Raw genomic sequence first — 16045 nt, 5'->3', positions numbered from 1 at the left:
TAGCGCAATGAAAATGCCCCGCCGTGAAAACGGCGGGGCATTTTTTTGTCAGGCTTAAAGATCAAAAGATCGCAGTCTGCGGCAGCTCCTACACGATCGGTATCACACCTGTTTTGTAGGAGCAGCCGAAGGCTGCGATCTTTGCTTTTATGAAAACCGGTGCTAGGTTTAGCCCACCGCCCGTGTAGCTCAGCCGGTAGAGCAGCGCACTCGTAACGCGAAGGTCGCAGGTTCGATTCCTGTCTCGGGCACCATCCCCTCACGCAATCCCGCGATTTATGTCTCCCAGGTCAAAGTTTTTGTGCGAGAGATGTAAAGAGCCGTGTAATTCGTCATGCAAACGTCCTATATTCGGTGCCTGCATGAGCATCGCTTAGCAGTTTTCAGATGATCCCGAATGGTTCCGAAGGCCGGACAATCCGCGTCAGAGAGATCCTTGATGATCCAGATCCATCCTCCATTCTTACGATCAGCGAGAACGCCATGACCGAATTAACTCAAGAGCAACGTCACGAACAAGCGCTGGAGAAATACAAGCTCGACGCGCCCCAGCTGCTGGAAGAGATCAAGGACTTGAGTCCTGATGATCAGAAGGATCAGGTCCAGTGGGCATTCGAGGACGAAGCTGAAGCCCAGGGCTTGCAGCCGTGGGAGTTGACGCTCAAGTACACCAGCACCCCTGAAGAGTTTGAGGCCAAGCGCCTGGAGCTGCACAAGGAGGCGGCCGAAGTGTTGGGCGTCGAGTGGGACGAGTACTGCGAGATGAATAATCTGGTGGTCTGATACAAAAACGCCAGCCTCAATCGGGCTGGCGTTTTTTATGGCGTGACGGCCTCAGAGGCTCAGACGCATCGACAGATCCACTGCCTTCACATCCTTGGTCATCGCACCGATCGAGATGTAATCCACCCCGGTCTCGGCGATCGGTAGCAGCGTACTTTCATTGATGCCGCCGCTGGCCTCCAGTTTGGCCTTGCCGCCAGTCAGGCGGACGGCTTCGCGCATGTCGTCCAGGCTCAACTCGTCGAGCATGATGATATCGGCGCCGGCTGCCAGCGCCTCCTTCAGCTCCTCCAGGCTCTCCACTTCGACTTCCACCGGTTTGCCCGGCGCGATCTTGTGCGCGGCGGCGATGGCCTGCGCGATGCCACCGCTGGCGGCGATGTGGTTTTCCTTGATCAGGAACGCGTCGTAGAGGCCGATGCGGTGGTTGTGGCAACCGCCGCAGGTCACTGCGTATTTTTGCGCCAGACGCAGGCCCGGCAGGGTCTTGCGGGTATCCAGCAGCTTGACCTGGGTCTGGGCCACGAAGTCCGCCAGATACTGCGCACGCGTTGCCACGCCGGACAGCAGTTGCAGGAAGTTCAGCGCGCTGCGTTCGCCAGTCAGCAACGAACGGGCCGGGCCTTCCAGATGAAACAGCGGCTGATTGGGTTTGACCCGTTCACCGTCCCTTACCTGCCAATGCACCGCGACCCGCGGATCGAGCTGGCGAAACACCGTATCGACCCACGCCGTGCCGCAGATAACCGCCTCGTCGCGAGTGATGATGGTGGCTTTGGCCAGACGTTCGGCCGGGATCAGTTGCGCGGTGATGTCGCCGCTGCCGACATCTTCGAACAACGCACGGCGCACGTTGGCTTCGATTTCGGCGGTCAGATCGGCGAGATGTAGATTCGGCATAACGGGCTCCACAAACTAAGTGCGCCGATTATAGGGGCATGGCAGGAGCCAACCCAAGGCGAGAACGCGCGTGCCTGACTGCAACTGGTCGATTTTCTGTGAGCAAAGCGCCGTTTTCGTGGTCACTGGAAGGTGTCGCGGACATAGGGGAAACCCTGACGGCTATAGCGCCGGGGACAAGTTTTGCAAGATAATTCGCCTTGCATTTGACGTCATAGCTTTGACGTTCATCTGACGCCCCTATTCACCACTGTAGGAGCGAGCCTGCTCGCGAAATTCTGGCAGCGACATTGGTGCGACTGACACACCGCTATCGCGAGCAGGCTCACTCCTACAGGGATTTGCGCTGGTTCACGACACGTGTGTTGTGGTCGGTGCACTCGATGTTTGCGACCAGTGAAATCACCGTTACAGGAGGCTTGGATGCAGAACGACGGGAATGTAGTGCCTTTGCACAAGGCTGCTACCGATCAGGCGAATCACTCGCCGCTCGCCCGCCTGCCTGTGATTCTGCTTCAGGTCCGCGACAAGGCTGCCCAGCAACTGCGTCACGGCTTGCAGGAGTTGTTTGATAACGCTGACGACACCCTGTTCGAAATGGCCGACCGGGCGCGTAACGATGTCGAACAGAACATCTTTTTCGAAGCCATGCGCGACCTGCGCCTCAAGCGCAAAAACATCGAACGGGGTTTTCTCGAGCAATTCTTCGAAGCCTTCGTCGCGCTGATTCAATACGAAGTCGTACAACCCACATTGCCCGGCACGCTGATATTCGAGGATTGCGCACCGCGTACCGATGACATGGAGCGCAGCGTGGCGGTCGAAACCATGGTCGGTCGGGTGCTCAAGCGCGACGGTTTTGCCCTTGATCAGCTGACCGCGCGGCTCAACGTGTTGCTGGGCAAGGATTTCGATAACCAACACAACCCGCTCGGCCCGGCGATGCTCTGCGAGTTCTTTCTGCAGGCCGGACGTAACCTGGGCGTGGAGATCAAGGTCAAGCTGATCCTGCTCAAGCTGTTCGAACGCTACGTGCTGGCCGATACCGAGCAGTTGTACGCCGAAGCCAATCAATTGCTGGTGGCCACCGGCGTGTTGCCCGAGTTGAAACCGGCGCCTGCACGCCGCGCAATCGAGCGTGCGGCCGCAAGCATCAGCAGTGAAGAAAGTGACGAACCCGCGCCCGCCGACGAGAGCGTGCAGGAGGTCTTCGCCGCGTTGCAGGAACTGCTGCTGCACGTGCGCGGCAGCGTCGCGCCGACCCTGGAACCGAGTGCGGCGGCGCAACCGATTACCACCCGCGACCTGCTGCGCCTGCTGTCGCATTTGCAGCAATACGTCCCGGCGCTGGCGGCGCAGGACGATTTCGATCTGCGCAATCAGCTTGAGCAGCTGCTGACGCGGGTCAGCGTCAGGAGCGGCAAATCACGCATCGTCGACGGTGCGGATGAAGACGTGATCAACCTGATCGCCATGGTCTTCGACTGCATCCTCGAAGACCGTAACCTGCCGGGTTCGCTCAAGGCGTTGATCGCCCGTTTGCAGATTCCGATGCTCAAGGTGGCAGTACTCGACAAGAGCTTCTTCAGCCGCAGCAGCCACCCGGCTCGGCGCCTGCTCAATGAAATCGCCGATGCCGCCATGGGCTGGGGCGATTGCAATGGCGAAGCGCGCGACAGCCTGTATCTGCGCATTGAACAAGTGGTGCAGCGCCTGTTGAGTGACTTCGTCGACGACCCGGCGATTTTCTCCGAGTTGCTCGCTGATTTCCTGGCCTTCACCAGTGATGAGCGGCGGCGCAGCGAATTGCTCGAACAGCGTTTGCGCGATGCCGAGGAAGGGCGGGCGAAAACCGAACTGGCTCGGCAGCGAGTCGAGCATGTGCTGAATCAGGCGTTGCTGGGTAAAGTCCTGCCGCCGTCGGTGGTGACCTTTGTACGTGATGCGTGGAGCAAAGTGCTGCTGCTGACCTGCCTCAAACATGGCGACCACTGCGCTGAATGGCAGGCCGATGTGCAGACCATGGAACAATTGATCTGGAGCGTGCAGCGTCACGACGAGGAGGACGCCGGTCTGCAGTTGCTGGCGCTGGTGCCCGGTTTGCTCAAATCATTGCGTGATGGCCTGAGCAGTTCGGCGTTTGATCCGTTCGCCACCAGCGAATTTTTCAGCGAGCTGGAAGCGCTGCATGTGCGGGTGCTTGAACCCTCAACCGAGCAGCCGCCGGCCGATGCGCCGGCGTTGGTGGAGGTGTCGCAGCACATTACCCTGCGCAGCGCTGATGAGGGCGCGATCGGCCTGAATGCCAGCGGCCTGGCGCATGACGACCCGGGGCTGCGTCAGTTGGAGCAACTGCGCCTGGGCAGTTGGGTCGCGTTCCAGGAAGACGACGAGCACAGCCTGCGCTGCAAACTGGCAGCAATCATCGAAGCCACCGGCAAATACGTGTTTGTCGACCGTACCGGGATGAAAGTACTGGAGCGCAGCCGCGTCGAACTGGCCCTTGAGTTTCGTCGTGGCGCGGTGCGAGCACTGGATGACACCTTGCTGTTCGATCGGGCGCTGGAGTCGGTGCTCGGCAATCTGCGGCGACTCAATCGCGGCAAGTGATCGCGCGCCGGGGGCCGATCACGGCATACTGGGCGCCAACACAGTCGGCGTTGAAGGAATCGGTATGCAGTTGGATCCCGCTAGCGGGTGGTGTCACGGGGTACAGGTCTGCCCATCGCCCAACTTCAATGAACGCCCTGCGGGCGAAATCTCCCTGTTGGTGATCCACAACATCAGCCTGCCGCCGGCGCAGTTCGCCACCGGCAAGGTGCAGGAATTTTTCCAGAATCGTCTGGATGTCACCGAGCATCCCTATTTTGCAGGAATTGCCGACCTGCGCGTCTCGGCGCATTTTCTGATCGAGCGTGACGGCAGCGTCACCCAGTTTGTCTCCTGTCTTGAGCGGGCGTGGCATGCTGGCGTGTCGATGTTCGAAGGCCGGGAAACCTGTAACGATTTTTCCGTGGGCATCGAGCTCGAAGGCACTGATGATCTGCCCTTTACCGATGCGCAGTATCAGGCGCTGATCACGCTGACGCGTCAGCTGCAAACAGCATTTCCGGCCATCACCGGCGCCCGTATCTGCGGGCACAGCGACATCGCACCCGGGCGCAAGACCGATCCTGGCCCGGCATTCGACTGGGCGCGTTACCGCGCAGCCCTGGCACAAGAGGAAGGACAATGAGTTTTCTGGTGTTACTGCTGGCGGTCTGGATCGAGAAATTCTCGGCCCTGCGCCATCGGGTTCAACGCGATGGCGGATGGATCCGCGAACTGCACAAACTCGAAACCAGCGAGCGCCTGGCCCGGCGACCATGGCTGGTACTGACGATTCTGGTGTTGCTGCCGGTGGCGCTGCTCGGCTTGTTGCTGGTGGTACTGGAACCCGTTGCGTACGGCTTGCTGGCATTGCCGGTGCATTTGCTGGTGGTGATTTACGCGCTGGGGCGCGGTGATCTGCTCGGTGGCCTCGGGCCATTTCGTGACGCCTGGCGGCGCGAAGACCTGCAAGCGGCCGCGCATGTGGCCAAGCGTGATCTGGATATCTGTGCCGACAGTGGTGAGCAATTGCTGGATCAGGTGCAAGGCCATCTGTTGTGGCAGGCTTACCAGAGTTTCTTCGCGGTGATCTTCTGGTACTTCGTGCTCGGTCCGGTCGCGGCGCTGGCTTATCGCTTGCTCGCATTGGCTGAAGAAAACAGCCAGAACCCGGCGCTCGCCGAACGTGCCGGCCAGTTACGTCACGCCTTTGACTGGTTGCCGGTGCGCCTGCTGGCTGCCAGCCTTGCGCTGGTCGGCAACTTCGTCGCGGTCAGCCGGGTGATGTTGCATGAGCTGCTGAACTGGAACATCAGCGCCGCGCAGCTGATCAACAAGGTCGGGCTGGCAGCGGGTGAGATCCCGCCGCCGGTGGTCGGTCCTGAAGGCATCAACACGCTGGATTGCCTGTGGGAACTGCTGCTGCGCGCGGCGGTGCTGTGGTATGCCGGTTTTGCCTTGTGGACCGTGCTGATCCACTGACTTTAAAGCAGGATCAAAAGATCGCAGCCTGCGGCAGCTCCTACACCGGGATCGTGGTTTTCCTGTAGGAGCTGCCGAAGGCTGCGATCTTTTTTGTCGTTAACCTTAAGTTACAAAACCTCCCGCCGATTTGAGCTATACAGAGACAGCGCCGATAGTGGCTATCTGCTTTCGCCCCGCGCCTGCCAATAAAAACAAGAAAAGCCAAGGGAGACTTCCAGTGAAGAGCTTGCTCTATCCCGCCGTCTCGCTGATGAACCGTCTGAGCTTCGGCATGAAGTTCAGCCTGATCAGCGTGCTGTTCCTCGTGCCGATGCTGGTGACCAATTTTTATCTGGTGCGCGACTCCTATCGTGAATTTCAGGGCACCCGGGTCGAGTTGCAGAGCCTCGATCTGCTGGGCAGCAGCCTGAGCCTGCGCCGGGATCTGGAGACGCTGAACAATCTGGTGCAGATCAACGTCACCCTCGGCCAGTCCGGCAAAGCCGACAATCTTGAAGCGCAGATCAGCAGCCTGGAGCAAACCGTGCTGGCACGCTTGCAAGGTCTGCAAGCGATGACCGACGATCCCGAGCAGATCAAACTGTTCGACGGCAAACGCGATGAAATGACCAGCGCGTTCAAGGCCCAACAGGCGGAAAGCTCCCTGCAAAGCAAAAGCGCGATGATCGGCAAACTGCTTGGCAACGCGCAGATTTTCAGCCAGATCATCGCCAGTCAGGCCGGTTTGAGCCGCGACAATCAGAGCGACATCCGCCAGCTCAGCGAGCTGCTCACCAACATCACCCCGGCCGTGTCCCAGACCTTGGGCGAAGGTCGGGCCATTGGGTCGTATTCGTTGGGGCAGGGCTTTCTCAACAGTTCGTCGAGCACCCGTTTCGACGAGTTGCTGGCGCAGATCGAAAAGCTCCAGGCCGAATACGCGTTGAAATTGCAGGACGCCCTCGACTCCAGCCAGGCCGCGCGCGCCAGCCTCAGCGCACCGGCCGACAGCAGCAAGGCGTCGCTCAAACAGGCCAGTGAACTGTTTGAGGCGAAAGTCGTGGTGGCCGAGACCCTCGATACCCCGTGGCAGGCGTTTTACGATCAGGTCACCGGGCTGATGGCGCAGACCTACCAGCTCAATGACGCGACCCTGAAATTCCTTGATACCCAACTGCAGCAGCGCCTGGCGCAAAACCGCACGCACATGGTGTTGCAAGCGGTGGCGCTGGCGGTGGTGTTTGTGCTGATTTTCTATCTCTACGCTGGTTTCTACGCCTCGACCCGCACCACGCTCAAGCGCCTGGGCGCGATGATGGACAAGGTTGCCGCCGGTGACATGACGGTCAATTTCAAGGCCAGCAGCCGCGATGAACTGGGCGAGCTGGGTGAGGTGTTCAACGGCACGGTGAGGAAAATCCACGACCTGATCGAGCGGGTCGGCCATACGGTGGCAGAGGTCGAACGCCAGGCCGGGCAGGTGCAGACTGTCTCGGCGCAAAGCAATCAGGCGGTGGCCGGGCAGCGCACGCAGATCGAGCAAGTGGCGACCGCGATGAACCAGATGTCAGCGACCTCGCTGGAAGTTGCACGCAGCGCAGCGGCAGCGGTGAGCAGCGCGCACAGCGTCAACGATGAAACCGTCAGCGGTCGCACACTGGTGGAGTCGCAGCAGGGCAGCATTGCCGCGCTGGCCAGCGAGATCGATCAATCGGTGCTGGTGATCAACCAGTTGGCCAGCGACAGCCAGTCGATCAGTCGCGTACTGGAAGTGATCAAAAGCATTGCCGAACAGACCAACCTGCTGGCGCTCAATGCCGCCATCGAAGCGGCCCGGGCCGGCGAGCAGGGGCGAGGGTTCGCGGTGGTGGCGGACGAAGTGCGTACGTTGGCCAAGCGCACCCAGCAATCGACCGAAGAAATCGAGCAGATGATCGCCAAACTGCATGGCGGCGTCGGCGCGGCGGTGAAAGCCATGGGCGTCAGCCATCAGATGGCCAACGGCACGGTCGGGCAGTCGGAAAAGGTTCAGCAGGCGCTGGAAAACATCCTCGGCGCGGTAGGCATGATCGTCGATCAGAACCAGCAGATCGCTGCCGCCGTGGAGCAACAGACTGCCGTGGCCCATGACATCGACCAGAACATCGTCGAGATCAACCGCGCCGGCGAGCGCACGGCGCAGGGTGCGCACCAGACCGAAGACGCCAGCCGGGCACTGTCGGCGCAGGTGGTGGAACTGAAACAACTGATAAGCGCGTTCCGCGTCTGAATCCTGACCCAGCGGAAGACCCAGTGGCGAGGGGATTCATCCCCGATGGGACGCGAAGCGTCTCCCCATGCCCGTAAGTGATCAGGGACTGCTGCGCAGTCCATCGGGGATGAATCCCCTCACCACAGGGCGCACGCGAACTGACTGTAGGCGCTGCCGAGCGAAACGAGGCTGCGAACTTTTGATCTTGTTTTTAAAACCAGGAGCAAAAGATCGCAGCGTTTCGCAGCGCCTACAGAGGTTGTGTTACCAACCGAACACTTCGCAGCTGTTGGCGGTGCTGGTCGCGGCCAGTTGTTTCGGGCTGATGTTCATCAGTTCGGCGAGCGCCGCACAGATCGCCGGCAAGTGCGCCGGGGTATTGCGTACTCCGGGGAACATCGCTGGCGCCATGTCCGGTGAGTCGGTTTCCAGTACGATCGACGCCAGCGGCAGATCCACCAGGACCCGATGCATGCGCAACGCCTGCGGCCAGGTAGGCGCGCCACCCAGACCCAGTTTGAAACCGAGCTTGATGTATTCGCGTGCTTCTTCGCGGCTGCCGGCGAAGGCGTGAATGATTCCGGCGCGCTTGAGCTTGAAGCGTTTGAGCGTGGCGATCACCGCCGCGTGGCTGCGGCGGACGTGGATCAGCGCCGGCAGTTCGAAATCTGCCGCCAGTTGCAGCTGGGCCTCGAACAGTGCCTGCTGGCGTTCGCGGTCGAGGGTTTCGATGAAGTAATCCAGACCGATCTCGCCTACCGCACACAGTTGCCGATGGCCGCGCAGCCGTGTCAGCCAGTCGCCGAGTGCGCGTAGATCTTCGGGGCGATGCTGATCGAGGTACACCGGATGCAGACCGAATGCCGCATACAGGTCGGCATCGCTCTGCACCAGCTCCCACACCCGTTGCCAATTGCCCTGATAAACCCCCAGCACCACCATCCGCCGCACCCCGAGGGCGCGGCTTTCGGCGAGCAAGGCTGAGCGATCGGCGTCGAAGTCGGGGAAGTCGAGGTGGGTGTGGCTGTCGATCAGCTCCACGGTTCAGTCCCGGTGAATGCGCTGCTTGAAGGTCCGCGCGATGGCCTGCACGCCAGGCTTGTATTGCGATTGCTCGACGGCGGCCAGCGCCAGTTCCAGGGCCTTGTCGGCGATCAACTGGTGCTGCTGGGCCATGGCGTTGACCGGCAGCGGCAGGAAGTCGAGCAACTGCGTGTCGCCGAAGGTGCCCAGACGCAGCGGGCGGGATTTGAGCGGGAAGTCATGCAGCGCATCGAACACGCCCTGCAACAGCACGTAGGACGTGGTCACCAGCGCATCCGGCAAATGCCCCAGACGTTGCAGGAGTTCTTCCATCAGTTGCTTGCCGCATTCGCGACTGAAGGACTCGGCGTGCTCGATCAGCACTTCGCCTTTGAAGTCGACCAGTGCCTGCTTGAAGCCGGCAGCACGTTCCTGACTGATGCTCAGCTCCGGACGCGCGCCGAGCAGCACGATCTGTTTCGGCTGCGGATCGAGCAGGCTCTGAGTCAGGTGCAGACTGGCTTCACGGTCGTCACTGATCACCGAGCAGAAGTGCTCGGGTTCCATGACCCGGTCGATGGCGATGATCGGCAAGCCCTTGGCCTGCAACTGGTGATAGCTGTCGTCACCGGCCGGCAGGCAACTGGCGACGATCAGCGCATCGCAACGGCGCGCCTTGAACAGTTGCAGCAACTGGCGCTCGCTGTCCGGCGCATCGTCGGAGCTGGCAATCAGCAACTGATAGCCGCGCGCGCGCGCGCCTTGCTCGAGCAGTTTGGCGATCCGCGCGTAACTGGGGTTTTCCAGGTCCGGCAGAATAAAACCCAACGTGCGGGTGTGCCGACTGCGCAACCCGGCCGCTTGTGGATTGGGGGTGAAGCCGTGCTGTTCGACGACCGCACGCACCCGCTCGACCGTGGCGTTGCTGATGCGTTGCTGTTCGGCCTTGCCGTTGATGACGTAGCTGGCGGTGGTCACGGACACTCCGGCCAACCGCGCGATATCACTGAGTTTCAACCCGGTATTTCCTTGTTTTTTCGAGCTTGCCGCCACATTTTCGCCAATCCTACCCGATTCGGGCAGACGACTATTGTCGCAGCGCATCCGACAAGTTGGACTTCAAGGATGAGACATTATCGAGTAACGTGCCGATCAATCTAGATTAAACGTTTCAGCAAGCGTATTTTCTACGTTTTAGACGCCTTTGGCCGGTTCTGCCGTGAAACCGCCAAAACTTCCGCTGAAAAGCAGGCTGACCAGCGCCTAAGCTGTGACCATTCAAAACAATATCCTGGCGCATCCATGTGCCAAAAAGGAGATCGCATGCTCGAGCTCACTATAGAGCAGATATCCATGGGCCAATCGGCTATGGATAAACCCGCCGCCCTGCAACTACTCGCCAATCATCTGGTGGCCGATGGCCTGGTCGCCGATGGCTACCTCGCCGGCTTGCAGGCCCGGGAAGCCCAAGGCTCGACCTTTCTCGGCCAGGGTATTGCCATTCCCCACGGTACGCCCGAGACCCGCGATCAAGTGTTCGCCACCGGCGTACGGCTGATGCAGTTTCCCGAGGGCGTGGATTGGGGTGACGGCCAGATCGTTTATCTGGCGATCGGCATCGCCGCCAAATCCGACGAACACCTGCGCCTGTTGCAACTGCTGACTCGCGCCCTCGGCGAGACCGATCTGGGTCAGGCCCTGCGCCGCGCCAGCTCGCCGGAAGCGCTGCTGAAACTGTTGCAAGGTGCGCCGCAGGAACTGGCGCTGGATGCGCAGATGATCGGCCTCGGCGTGTCGGCTGACGATTTCGAAGAACTGGTCTGGCGTGGTGCGCGTCTGCTGCGGCAGGCCGATTGTGTGAGCAACGGTTTTGCCGGTGTGTTGCAACAAGTCGAGGCGCTGCCGCTGGGCGATGGCCTCTGGTGGCTGCACAGCGAGCAAACCGTGAAGCGCCCGGGCCTGGCGTTCGTCACCCCGGACAAACCGATGCGTTACCTCGGTCAGCCACTGAGCGGTCTGTTTTGTCTGGCCAGTTTGGGTGAGGCGCATCAGGCGCTGCTTGAGCGTCTGTGCGCATTGCTCATTGAAGGGCGCGGCCATGAGTTGGGCCGGGCCACCAGCAGTCGTAAAGTCCTTGAAGTGCTCGGCGGCGAATTGCCCGCCGATTGGCCGAGCGCGCGTATTGCCCTGGCCAACGCCCACGGTCTGCATGCTCGTCCGGCGAAGATTCTTGCGCAACTGGCGAAGAGTTTTGACGGCGAAATCCGTGTGCGCATCGTCGACAGCGCAGACAGCGCCGTGTCGGTGAAAAGCCTGAGCAAGCTGCTGAGCCTCGGCGCGCGGCGTGGTCAGGTGCTGGAGTTGATCGCCGAACCGAGCATCGCCGCCGACGCCTTGCCGGCGCTGCTGGCCGCTATCGAAGAAGGCCTCGGCGAAGAAGTCGAACCGCTGCCGGCCGTGAGCCAGCAACGCGAAGTCATCGCCGAAATCGCCGAGGTGCTGATCGCCCCGGCGTCCGGCGCGCAGTTGCAGGCGATCCCTGCTGCACCGGGCATCGCCATTGGGCCAGCGCACATTCAGGTGCAGCAGGCTATCGATTACCCGTTGCGCGGTGAGTCCGCCGCCATTGAACGCGAGCGCCTCAAGCAAGCGCTGAGCGATGTGCGCCGTGACATCCAAGGCCTGATCGAACGCAGCAAGGCCAAGGCCATCCGCGAGATCTTTATCACCCACCAGGAAATGCTCGACGACCCGGAACTGACCGACGAAGTCGACACCCGCCTCAAGCAGGGCGAAAGCGCCGAAGCGGCGTGGATGGCGGTGATCGAAGCAGCGGCCAAGCAACAGGAATCGCTGCAGGACGCATTGCTCGCTGAGCGGGCGGCGGATCTGCGGGACATCGGGCGCCGGGTGCTGGCGCAACTTTGCGGTGTGCAAACGCCGAACGAGCCTGAACAACCGTACATTCTGGTGATGGACGAGGTCGGCCCGTCGGACGTCGCACGGCTGGATCCGGCGCGGGTGGCGGGGATTCTCACCGCTCGCGGCGGCGCCACGGCGCACAGTGCAATCGTCGCCCGTGCTCTCGGAATTCCAGCGCTGGTCGGTGCGGGTGCCGCGGTGTTGCTGCTGGCACCGGGCACGCCGTTGCTGCTCGACGGCCAGCGCGGTCGCCTGCACGTCGACGCCGATGCCGCGACCCTGCAACGTGCCGCCGAAGAACGCGACACCCGTGAGCAGCGCCTCAAGGCTGCCGCCGAACAACGTCATCAACCGGCGCACACCACTGACGGTCACGCCGTGGAAGTGTTCGCCAACATCGGTGAAAGCACCGGTGTCGCCGCCGCAGTGGAGCAGGGCGCGGAAGGCATCGGTCTGCTGCGCACCGAACTGATTTTCATGGCCCACCCGCAGGCGCCGGATGAAGCCACTCAGGAAGCCGAATACCGCCGCGTTCTCGACGGCCTTGCCGGGCGACCGCTGGTGGTGCGCACCCTCGATGTCGGTGGCGACAAACCGCTGCCGTACTGGCCGATCGCCAAGGAAGAAAACCCGTTCCTCGGCGTGCGCGGCATTCGCCTGACGTTGCAGCGCCCGCAGGTCATGGAAGCGCAGTTGCGCGCCTTGCTGCGTTCGGCGGACAACCGTCCGCTGCGGATCATGTTCCCGATGGTCGGCAGCGTCGAAGAGTGGCGTCAGGCCCGCGACATGACCGAGCGTCTGCGCCTGGAAATCCCGGTCGCTGACTTGCAACTGGGGATCATGATCGAAGTGCCGTCCGCTGCATTGCTGGCGCCGGTATTGGCCAAGGAAGTCGACTTCTTCAGTGTCGGCACCAACGACCTGACGCAATACACCCTGGCCATCGACCGCGGTCACCCGACACTCTCGGCCCAAGCGGACGGCCTGCACCCGGCGGTGTTGCAACTGATCGACATCACCGTGCGCGCCGCGCATGCCCATGGCAAATGGGTCGGTGTGTGCGGCGAACTGGCGGCGGATCCGCTGGCGGTGCCGGTGCTGGTCGGCCTTGGCGTCGATGAGCTGAGCGTGTCCGGTCGCAGCATCGCCGAGGTCAAGGCACGCATCCGCGAACTCAGCCTGACCCAGGCGCAAACCCTTGCTCAACAAGCCCTCACCGTGGGCAGCGCGAATGAAGTGCGTGCATTAGTGGAGGCCCTGTAATGGCCAAGATTCTCACCCTGACCCTCAATCCGGCGCTGGACCTCACGGTCGAGTTGTCACGCCTGGAGGCCGGTCAGGTCAACCGCAGCGACGAGATGCACACCCACGCCGCCGGCAAAGGCGTGAACGTCGCCCAGGTACTCGCAGACCTCGGGCATCAACTGACGGTCAGCGGCTTTCTCGGCGAAGACAATCTGCAAGCCTTCGAAACCCTGTTCGCCAAGCGCGGCTTTATCGACGCGTTCATCCGCGTGCCGGGGGAGACGCGCAGTAACATCAAGGTCGCCGAGCACGACGGTCGCATCACCGACATCAACGGCCCGGGGCCGGTTGTCGACGCGGCGGCGCAGCAGGCGTTGCTTGAGCGTCTGCTGCAGATCGCCCCGGGGCATGACGCGGTGGTGGTCGCCGGCAGTCTGCCGCGCGGTGTCACCGCGCAGTGGTTGCGCGAGTTGATCGAACGCCTGAACGGCCTCGGTCTGAAGGTCGCCCTCGACAGCAGTGGTGAAGCCTTGCGCGCGGCCATTGAAGCGCGCCCGTGGCTGATCAAGCCGAACACCGAAGAACTCGCCGATGCGCTCGATTGCGATGTGGTTTCGCACGCCGCCGAAGCGCAGGCAGCGGCGTGCCTGCACGCCAAGGGCATCGAGCACGTGGTGATTTCCCACGGTGCCGACGGTGTGAACTGGTTCAGCGTCGGCTCGGCGCTGCATGCCACGCCGCCGAAGGTGACTGTTGCCAGCACGGTAGGGGCCGGCGATTCGCTGCTGGCCGGCATGCTCCACGGTCTGCTCAGTGCCGATACTCCCGAGCAGACCCTGCGCACGGCCACGGCGATTGCCGCGATGGCGGTGACGCAGATCGGTTTCGGCATCAACGATGCGGCGCAACTGGCGCAGCTCGAACAGGGCGTACGCGTGCGTCCCCTGACAGAACAATAAGAGGGTTTGTCATGAAATTAGCCATTGTCACGTCCTGCCCGAACGGCATGGTCACCAGTGTGCTGTGCGCCCGCCTGCTCGATGCGGCGGCCCAGCGTCAGGGCTGGAGCACCAGCGTTGAAGTGGTCGATGCGGCGCACCCGGAGCGCGAATTGTCGGCCGCCACCATTGAGGCGGCGGAGTGGGTGTTGCTGGTCGCCACTGGTGACGTCGACATGCGTCGTTTTGCCGGCAAGCGCGTATTCCGCATCGCCCCGGCGCAAGCCCTGCAGGATGTGGAAGCGGTGCTGCGTCGCGGTGCCGAAGAGGCCGAAGTTTACGTCGCCAGCGAAGCCGCCCCGGTTGCCGCTGCGCCACGTGCGCCACGCATCGTCGCGATCACTGCTTGCCCGACCGGGGTGGCCCACACCTTCATGGCCGCCGAGGCGTTGCAGCAGACGGCCAAGCGTCTGGGCTATGAACTGCACGTCGAAACCCAGGGTTCGGTCGGCGCGAAAACCCCGCTCGGCGCGACGGCGATTGCCGAGGCTGACGTGGTGTTGCTGGCGGCGGACATCGAAGTCGCCACCGAGCGTTTTGCCGGCAAGAAAATCTATCGCTGCGGCACCGGCATTGCGCTCAAGCAATCCGAAGCCACACTGAAAAAAGCCCTCGCCGAAGCTCAGGTGGAAAGCGCTGCGAGCGACGGCAAGGCGCCGGCCAGGCAAGAGAAAACCGGCGTTTACAAACACCTGCTGACCGGTGTCTCGTTCATGCTGCCGATGGTGGTGGCCGGTGGTCTGATGATCGCCTTGTCGTTCGTCTTCGGCATCACCGCGTTCAAGGAAGAGGGCACGCTGGCGGCGGCGTTGATGCAGATCGGCGGCGAGACCGCGTTCAAGCTGATGGTGCCGCTGCTCGCCGGTTACATCGCCTACTCGATCGCCGACCGCCCGGGCCTGGCGCCGGGGATGATTGGTGGCTTGCTCGCCAGTACGCTGGGGGCCGGGTTCATCGGCGGGATCGTCGCCGGGTTTATCGCCGGTTATGCGGCCAAGGCCATCAGTCGCTACGTCGCTTTGCCGCAAAGTCTTGAAGCGCTGAAACCGATTCTGATCATTCCGTTGTTCGCCAGCCTGATCACCGGTCTGGTGATGATCTACGTGGTCGGTAAACCGGTCGCGGGGATGCTCGCGGCGCTGACGCATTTTCTCGACAGCATGGGCACCACCAACGCGATCCTGCTCGGTGTATTGCTCGGCGGCATGATGTGCGTCGATCTCGGCGGACCGATCAACAAGGCCGCGTATGCGTTCTCGGTCGGGCTGCTGGCTTCGCAGAGTTACGCGCCGATGGCCGCGACCATGGCTGCCGGCATGGTGCCGCCAATCGGGCTGGGCATCGCCACGTTCATCGCCCGCCGCAAGTTCGCCCAGACCGAGCGCGAGGCCGGTAAAGCGGCGCTGGTGCTGGGGCTGTGTTTCATCTCCGAAGGGGCGATTCCGTTTGCCGCGAAAGACCCGCTGCGGGTGATCCCGGCGAGCATCGCCGGCGGTGCGTTGACCGGCGCCTTGTCGATGTACTTCGGCTGCAAACTGATGGCGCCGCACGGGGGCTTGTTTGTGCTGGCGATCCCGAATGCGATCAATCATGCGTTGCTGTATTTGCTGGCGATTGTGGCGGGGAGTTTGTTGACGGCCGTTGTCTATGCGACGGTCAAGCGCCCGGAAGCCGTCGAGCTGGCGCTGGAACCGGCGAAGGCCTGACGGGCAACGCAAATCCCCCTGTGGGAGCGAGCCTGCTCGCGAATGCAATCTGCCAGCGACATGTATGTTGACTGGTACACCGCTTTCGCGAGCAGGCTCGCTCCCACAATGGTTAGTGGTGTCATGGCGAGTTCATACAGGCGTGCTTAAGTTTTCCTTTTTCC

General features: G+C 62.0%; 11 protein-coding genes, 1 tRNA gene and 1 pseudogene. 10 read left to right on the top strand and 3 right to left on the bottom strand.

Annotation, left to right across the window (positions count from 1 at the left end; genetic code table 11):
• Positions 1 to 178: 178 nt before the first annotated feature.
• Positions 179 to 254 (top strand) — tRNA-Thr (locus tag BW33_RS06780).
• 229 nt (positions 255 to 483) lie between these two features.
• Positions 484 to 783 (top strand): DUF6388 family protein, encoded by a 300-nt coding sequence (locus BW33_RS06775; RefSeq protein WP_047598030.1) that lies wholly within the window; start codon positions 484 to 486, stop codon positions 781 to 783.
• A 51-nt stretch (positions 784 to 834) separates the two neighbouring features.
• Here BW33_RS06775 and nadC read toward each other — a convergent pair whose 3' ends face one another.
• Positions 835 to 1683: a carboxylating nicotinate-nucleotide diphosphorylase gene (gene nadC / locus BW33_RS06770; RefSeq protein WP_047597924.1), complete on the bottom strand. Its 849-nt coding sequence runs from the start codon at positions 1681 to 1683 to the stop codon at positions 835 to 837.
• A 423-nt stretch (positions 1684 to 2106) separates the two neighbouring features.
• Between nadC and BW33_RS06765 the strand changes: the two genes are divergently transcribed.
• The 5 genes and pseudogenes from BW33_RS06765 to BW33_RS30395 all read left to right on the top strand — a co-directional run bounded on the left by BW33_RS06765 (position 2107) and on the right by BW33_RS30395 (position 8005).
• Positions 2107 to 4293, top strand: a complete 2187-nt coding sequence (locus BW33_RS06765; RefSeq protein ID WP_047597922.1) for a DUF1631 domain-containing protein — start codon at positions 2107 to 2109, stop codon at positions 4291 to 4293.
• Positions 4294 to 4357: 64 nt separating this feature from the next.
• A complete protein-coding gene (gene ampD, locus BW33_RS06760) occupies positions 4358 to 4918 on the top strand; it encodes a 1,6-anhydro-N-acetylmuramyl-L-alanine amidase AmpD (RefSeq protein WP_003221563.1) in 561 nt (186 codons plus the stop codon).
• Positions 4915 to 5754, top strand: a complete 840-nt coding sequence (gene ampE, locus BW33_RS06755) for a regulatory signaling modulator protein AmpE (RefSeq protein ID WP_047597920.1) — start codon at positions 4915 to 4917, stop codon at positions 5752 to 5754. Before ampD ends, ampE begins: the two co-directional genes overlap by 4 nt.
• A 253-nt stretch (positions 5755 to 6007) precedes the next feature.
• A pseudogene (locus tag BW33_RS30400) lies at positions 6008 to 7099 on the top strand (methyl-accepting chemotaxis protein); the annotation flags it as partial.
• Positions 7076 to 8005 (top strand): methyl-accepting chemotaxis protein, encoded by a 930-nt coding sequence (locus tag BW33_RS30395; RefSeq protein ID WP_442965393.1) that lies wholly within the window; start codon positions 7076 to 7078, stop codon positions 8003 to 8005. The pseudogene BW33_RS30400 and the gene BW33_RS30395, both read left to right, overlap by 24 nt.
• A 246-nt stretch (positions 8006 to 8251) precedes the next feature.
• On the opposite strand, the gene BW33_RS06745 is transcribed toward BW33_RS30395, so the two are convergent.
• Both BW33_RS06745 and cra read right to left on the bottom strand, forming a co-directional pair.
• On the bottom strand, positions 8252 to 9028 hold the full coding sequence (locus tag BW33_RS06745) for a TatD family hydrolase (protein WP_047597918.1): 777 nt from the start codon (positions 9026 to 9028) through the stop codon (positions 8252 to 8254).
• A 3-nt stretch (positions 9029 to 9031) separates the two neighbouring features.
• Positions 9032 to 10027 (bottom strand): catabolite repressor/activator, encoded by a 996-nt coding sequence (gene cra, locus BW33_RS06740; protein WP_047597917.1) that lies wholly within the window; start codon positions 10025 to 10027, stop codon positions 9032 to 9034.
• A 306-nt stretch (positions 10028 to 10333) separates the two neighbouring features.
• Between cra and ptsP the strand changes: the two genes are divergently transcribed.
• Genes ptsP through BW33_RS06725 form a run of 3 tightly spaced genes read left to right on the top strand, consistent with a single transcriptional unit; the run spans position 10334 to position 15881 of the window.
• Entirely contained in the window at positions 10334 to 13195 is a 2862-nt protein-coding gene (gene ptsP, locus BW33_RS06735) for a phosphoenolpyruvate--protein phosphotransferase (protein WP_047597916.1), read from the top strand.
• On the top strand, positions 13195 to 14136 hold the full coding sequence (pfkB, locus tag BW33_RS06730) for a 1-phosphofructokinase (RefSeq protein WP_047597914.1): 942 nt from the start codon (positions 13195 to 13197) through the stop codon (positions 14134 to 14136). Before ptsP ends, pfkB begins: the two co-directional genes overlap by 1 nt.
• Positions 14137 to 14147: 11 nt before the next feature.
• The gene (locus tag BW33_RS06725) at positions 14148 to 15881 is read left to right on the top strand and encodes a PTS fructose-like transporter subunit IIB (RefSeq protein WP_047597913.1); all 1734 of its coding nucleotides are present in this window, start codon (positions 14148 to 14150) and stop codon (positions 15879 to 15881) included.
• Positions 15882 to 16045: the final 164 nt, after the last annotated feature.

The organism is Pseudomonas sp. RIT288 (assembly GCF_000631985.1).
Lineage (GTDB): Bacteria > Pseudomonadota > Gammaproteobacteria > Pseudomonadales > Pseudomonadaceae > Aquipseudomonas.
This window is presented reverse-complemented; position numbering and strand designations above follow the sequence as displayed.

Excerpts from the sequence above, each read along its gene's own strand:
- ptsP (WP_047597916.1), top strand. The coding sequence starts at position 10,334 with ATGCTCGAGCTCACTATAGAGCAGATATCCATGGGCCAATCGGCTATG.
- nadC (WP_047597924.1), bottom strand. The coding sequence starts at position 1,683 with ATGCCGAATCTACATCTCGCCGATCTGACCGCCGAAATCGAAGCCAAC.
- ampE (WP_047597920.1), top strand. The coding sequence starts at position 4,915 with ATGAGTTTTCTGGTGTTACTGCTGGCGGTCTGGATCGAGAAATTCTCG.
- BW33_RS06725 (WP_047597913.1), top strand. The coding sequence starts at position 14,148 with ATGAAATTAGCCATTGTCACGTCCTGCCCGAACGGCATGGTCACCAGT.
- BW33_RS06775 (WP_047598030.1), top strand. The coding sequence starts at position 484 with ATGACCGAATTAACTCAAGAGCAACGTCACGAACAAGCGCTGGAGAAA.
- ampD (WP_003221563.1), top strand. The coding sequence starts at position 4,358 with ATGCAGTTGGATCCCGCTAGCGGGTGGTGTCACGGGGTACAGGTCTGC.
- pfkB (WP_047597914.1), top strand. The coding sequence starts at position 13,195 with ATGGCCAAGATTCTCACCCTGACCCTCAATCCGGCGCTGGACCTCACG.
- BW33_RS06765 (WP_047597922.1), top strand. The coding sequence starts at position 2,107 with ATGCAGAACGACGGGAATGTAGTGCCTTTGCACAAGGCTGCTACCGAT.
- BW33_RS30395 (WP_442965393.1), top strand. The coding sequence starts at position 7,076 with ATGACGGTCAATTTCAAGGCCAGCAGCCGCGATGAACTGGGCGAGCTG.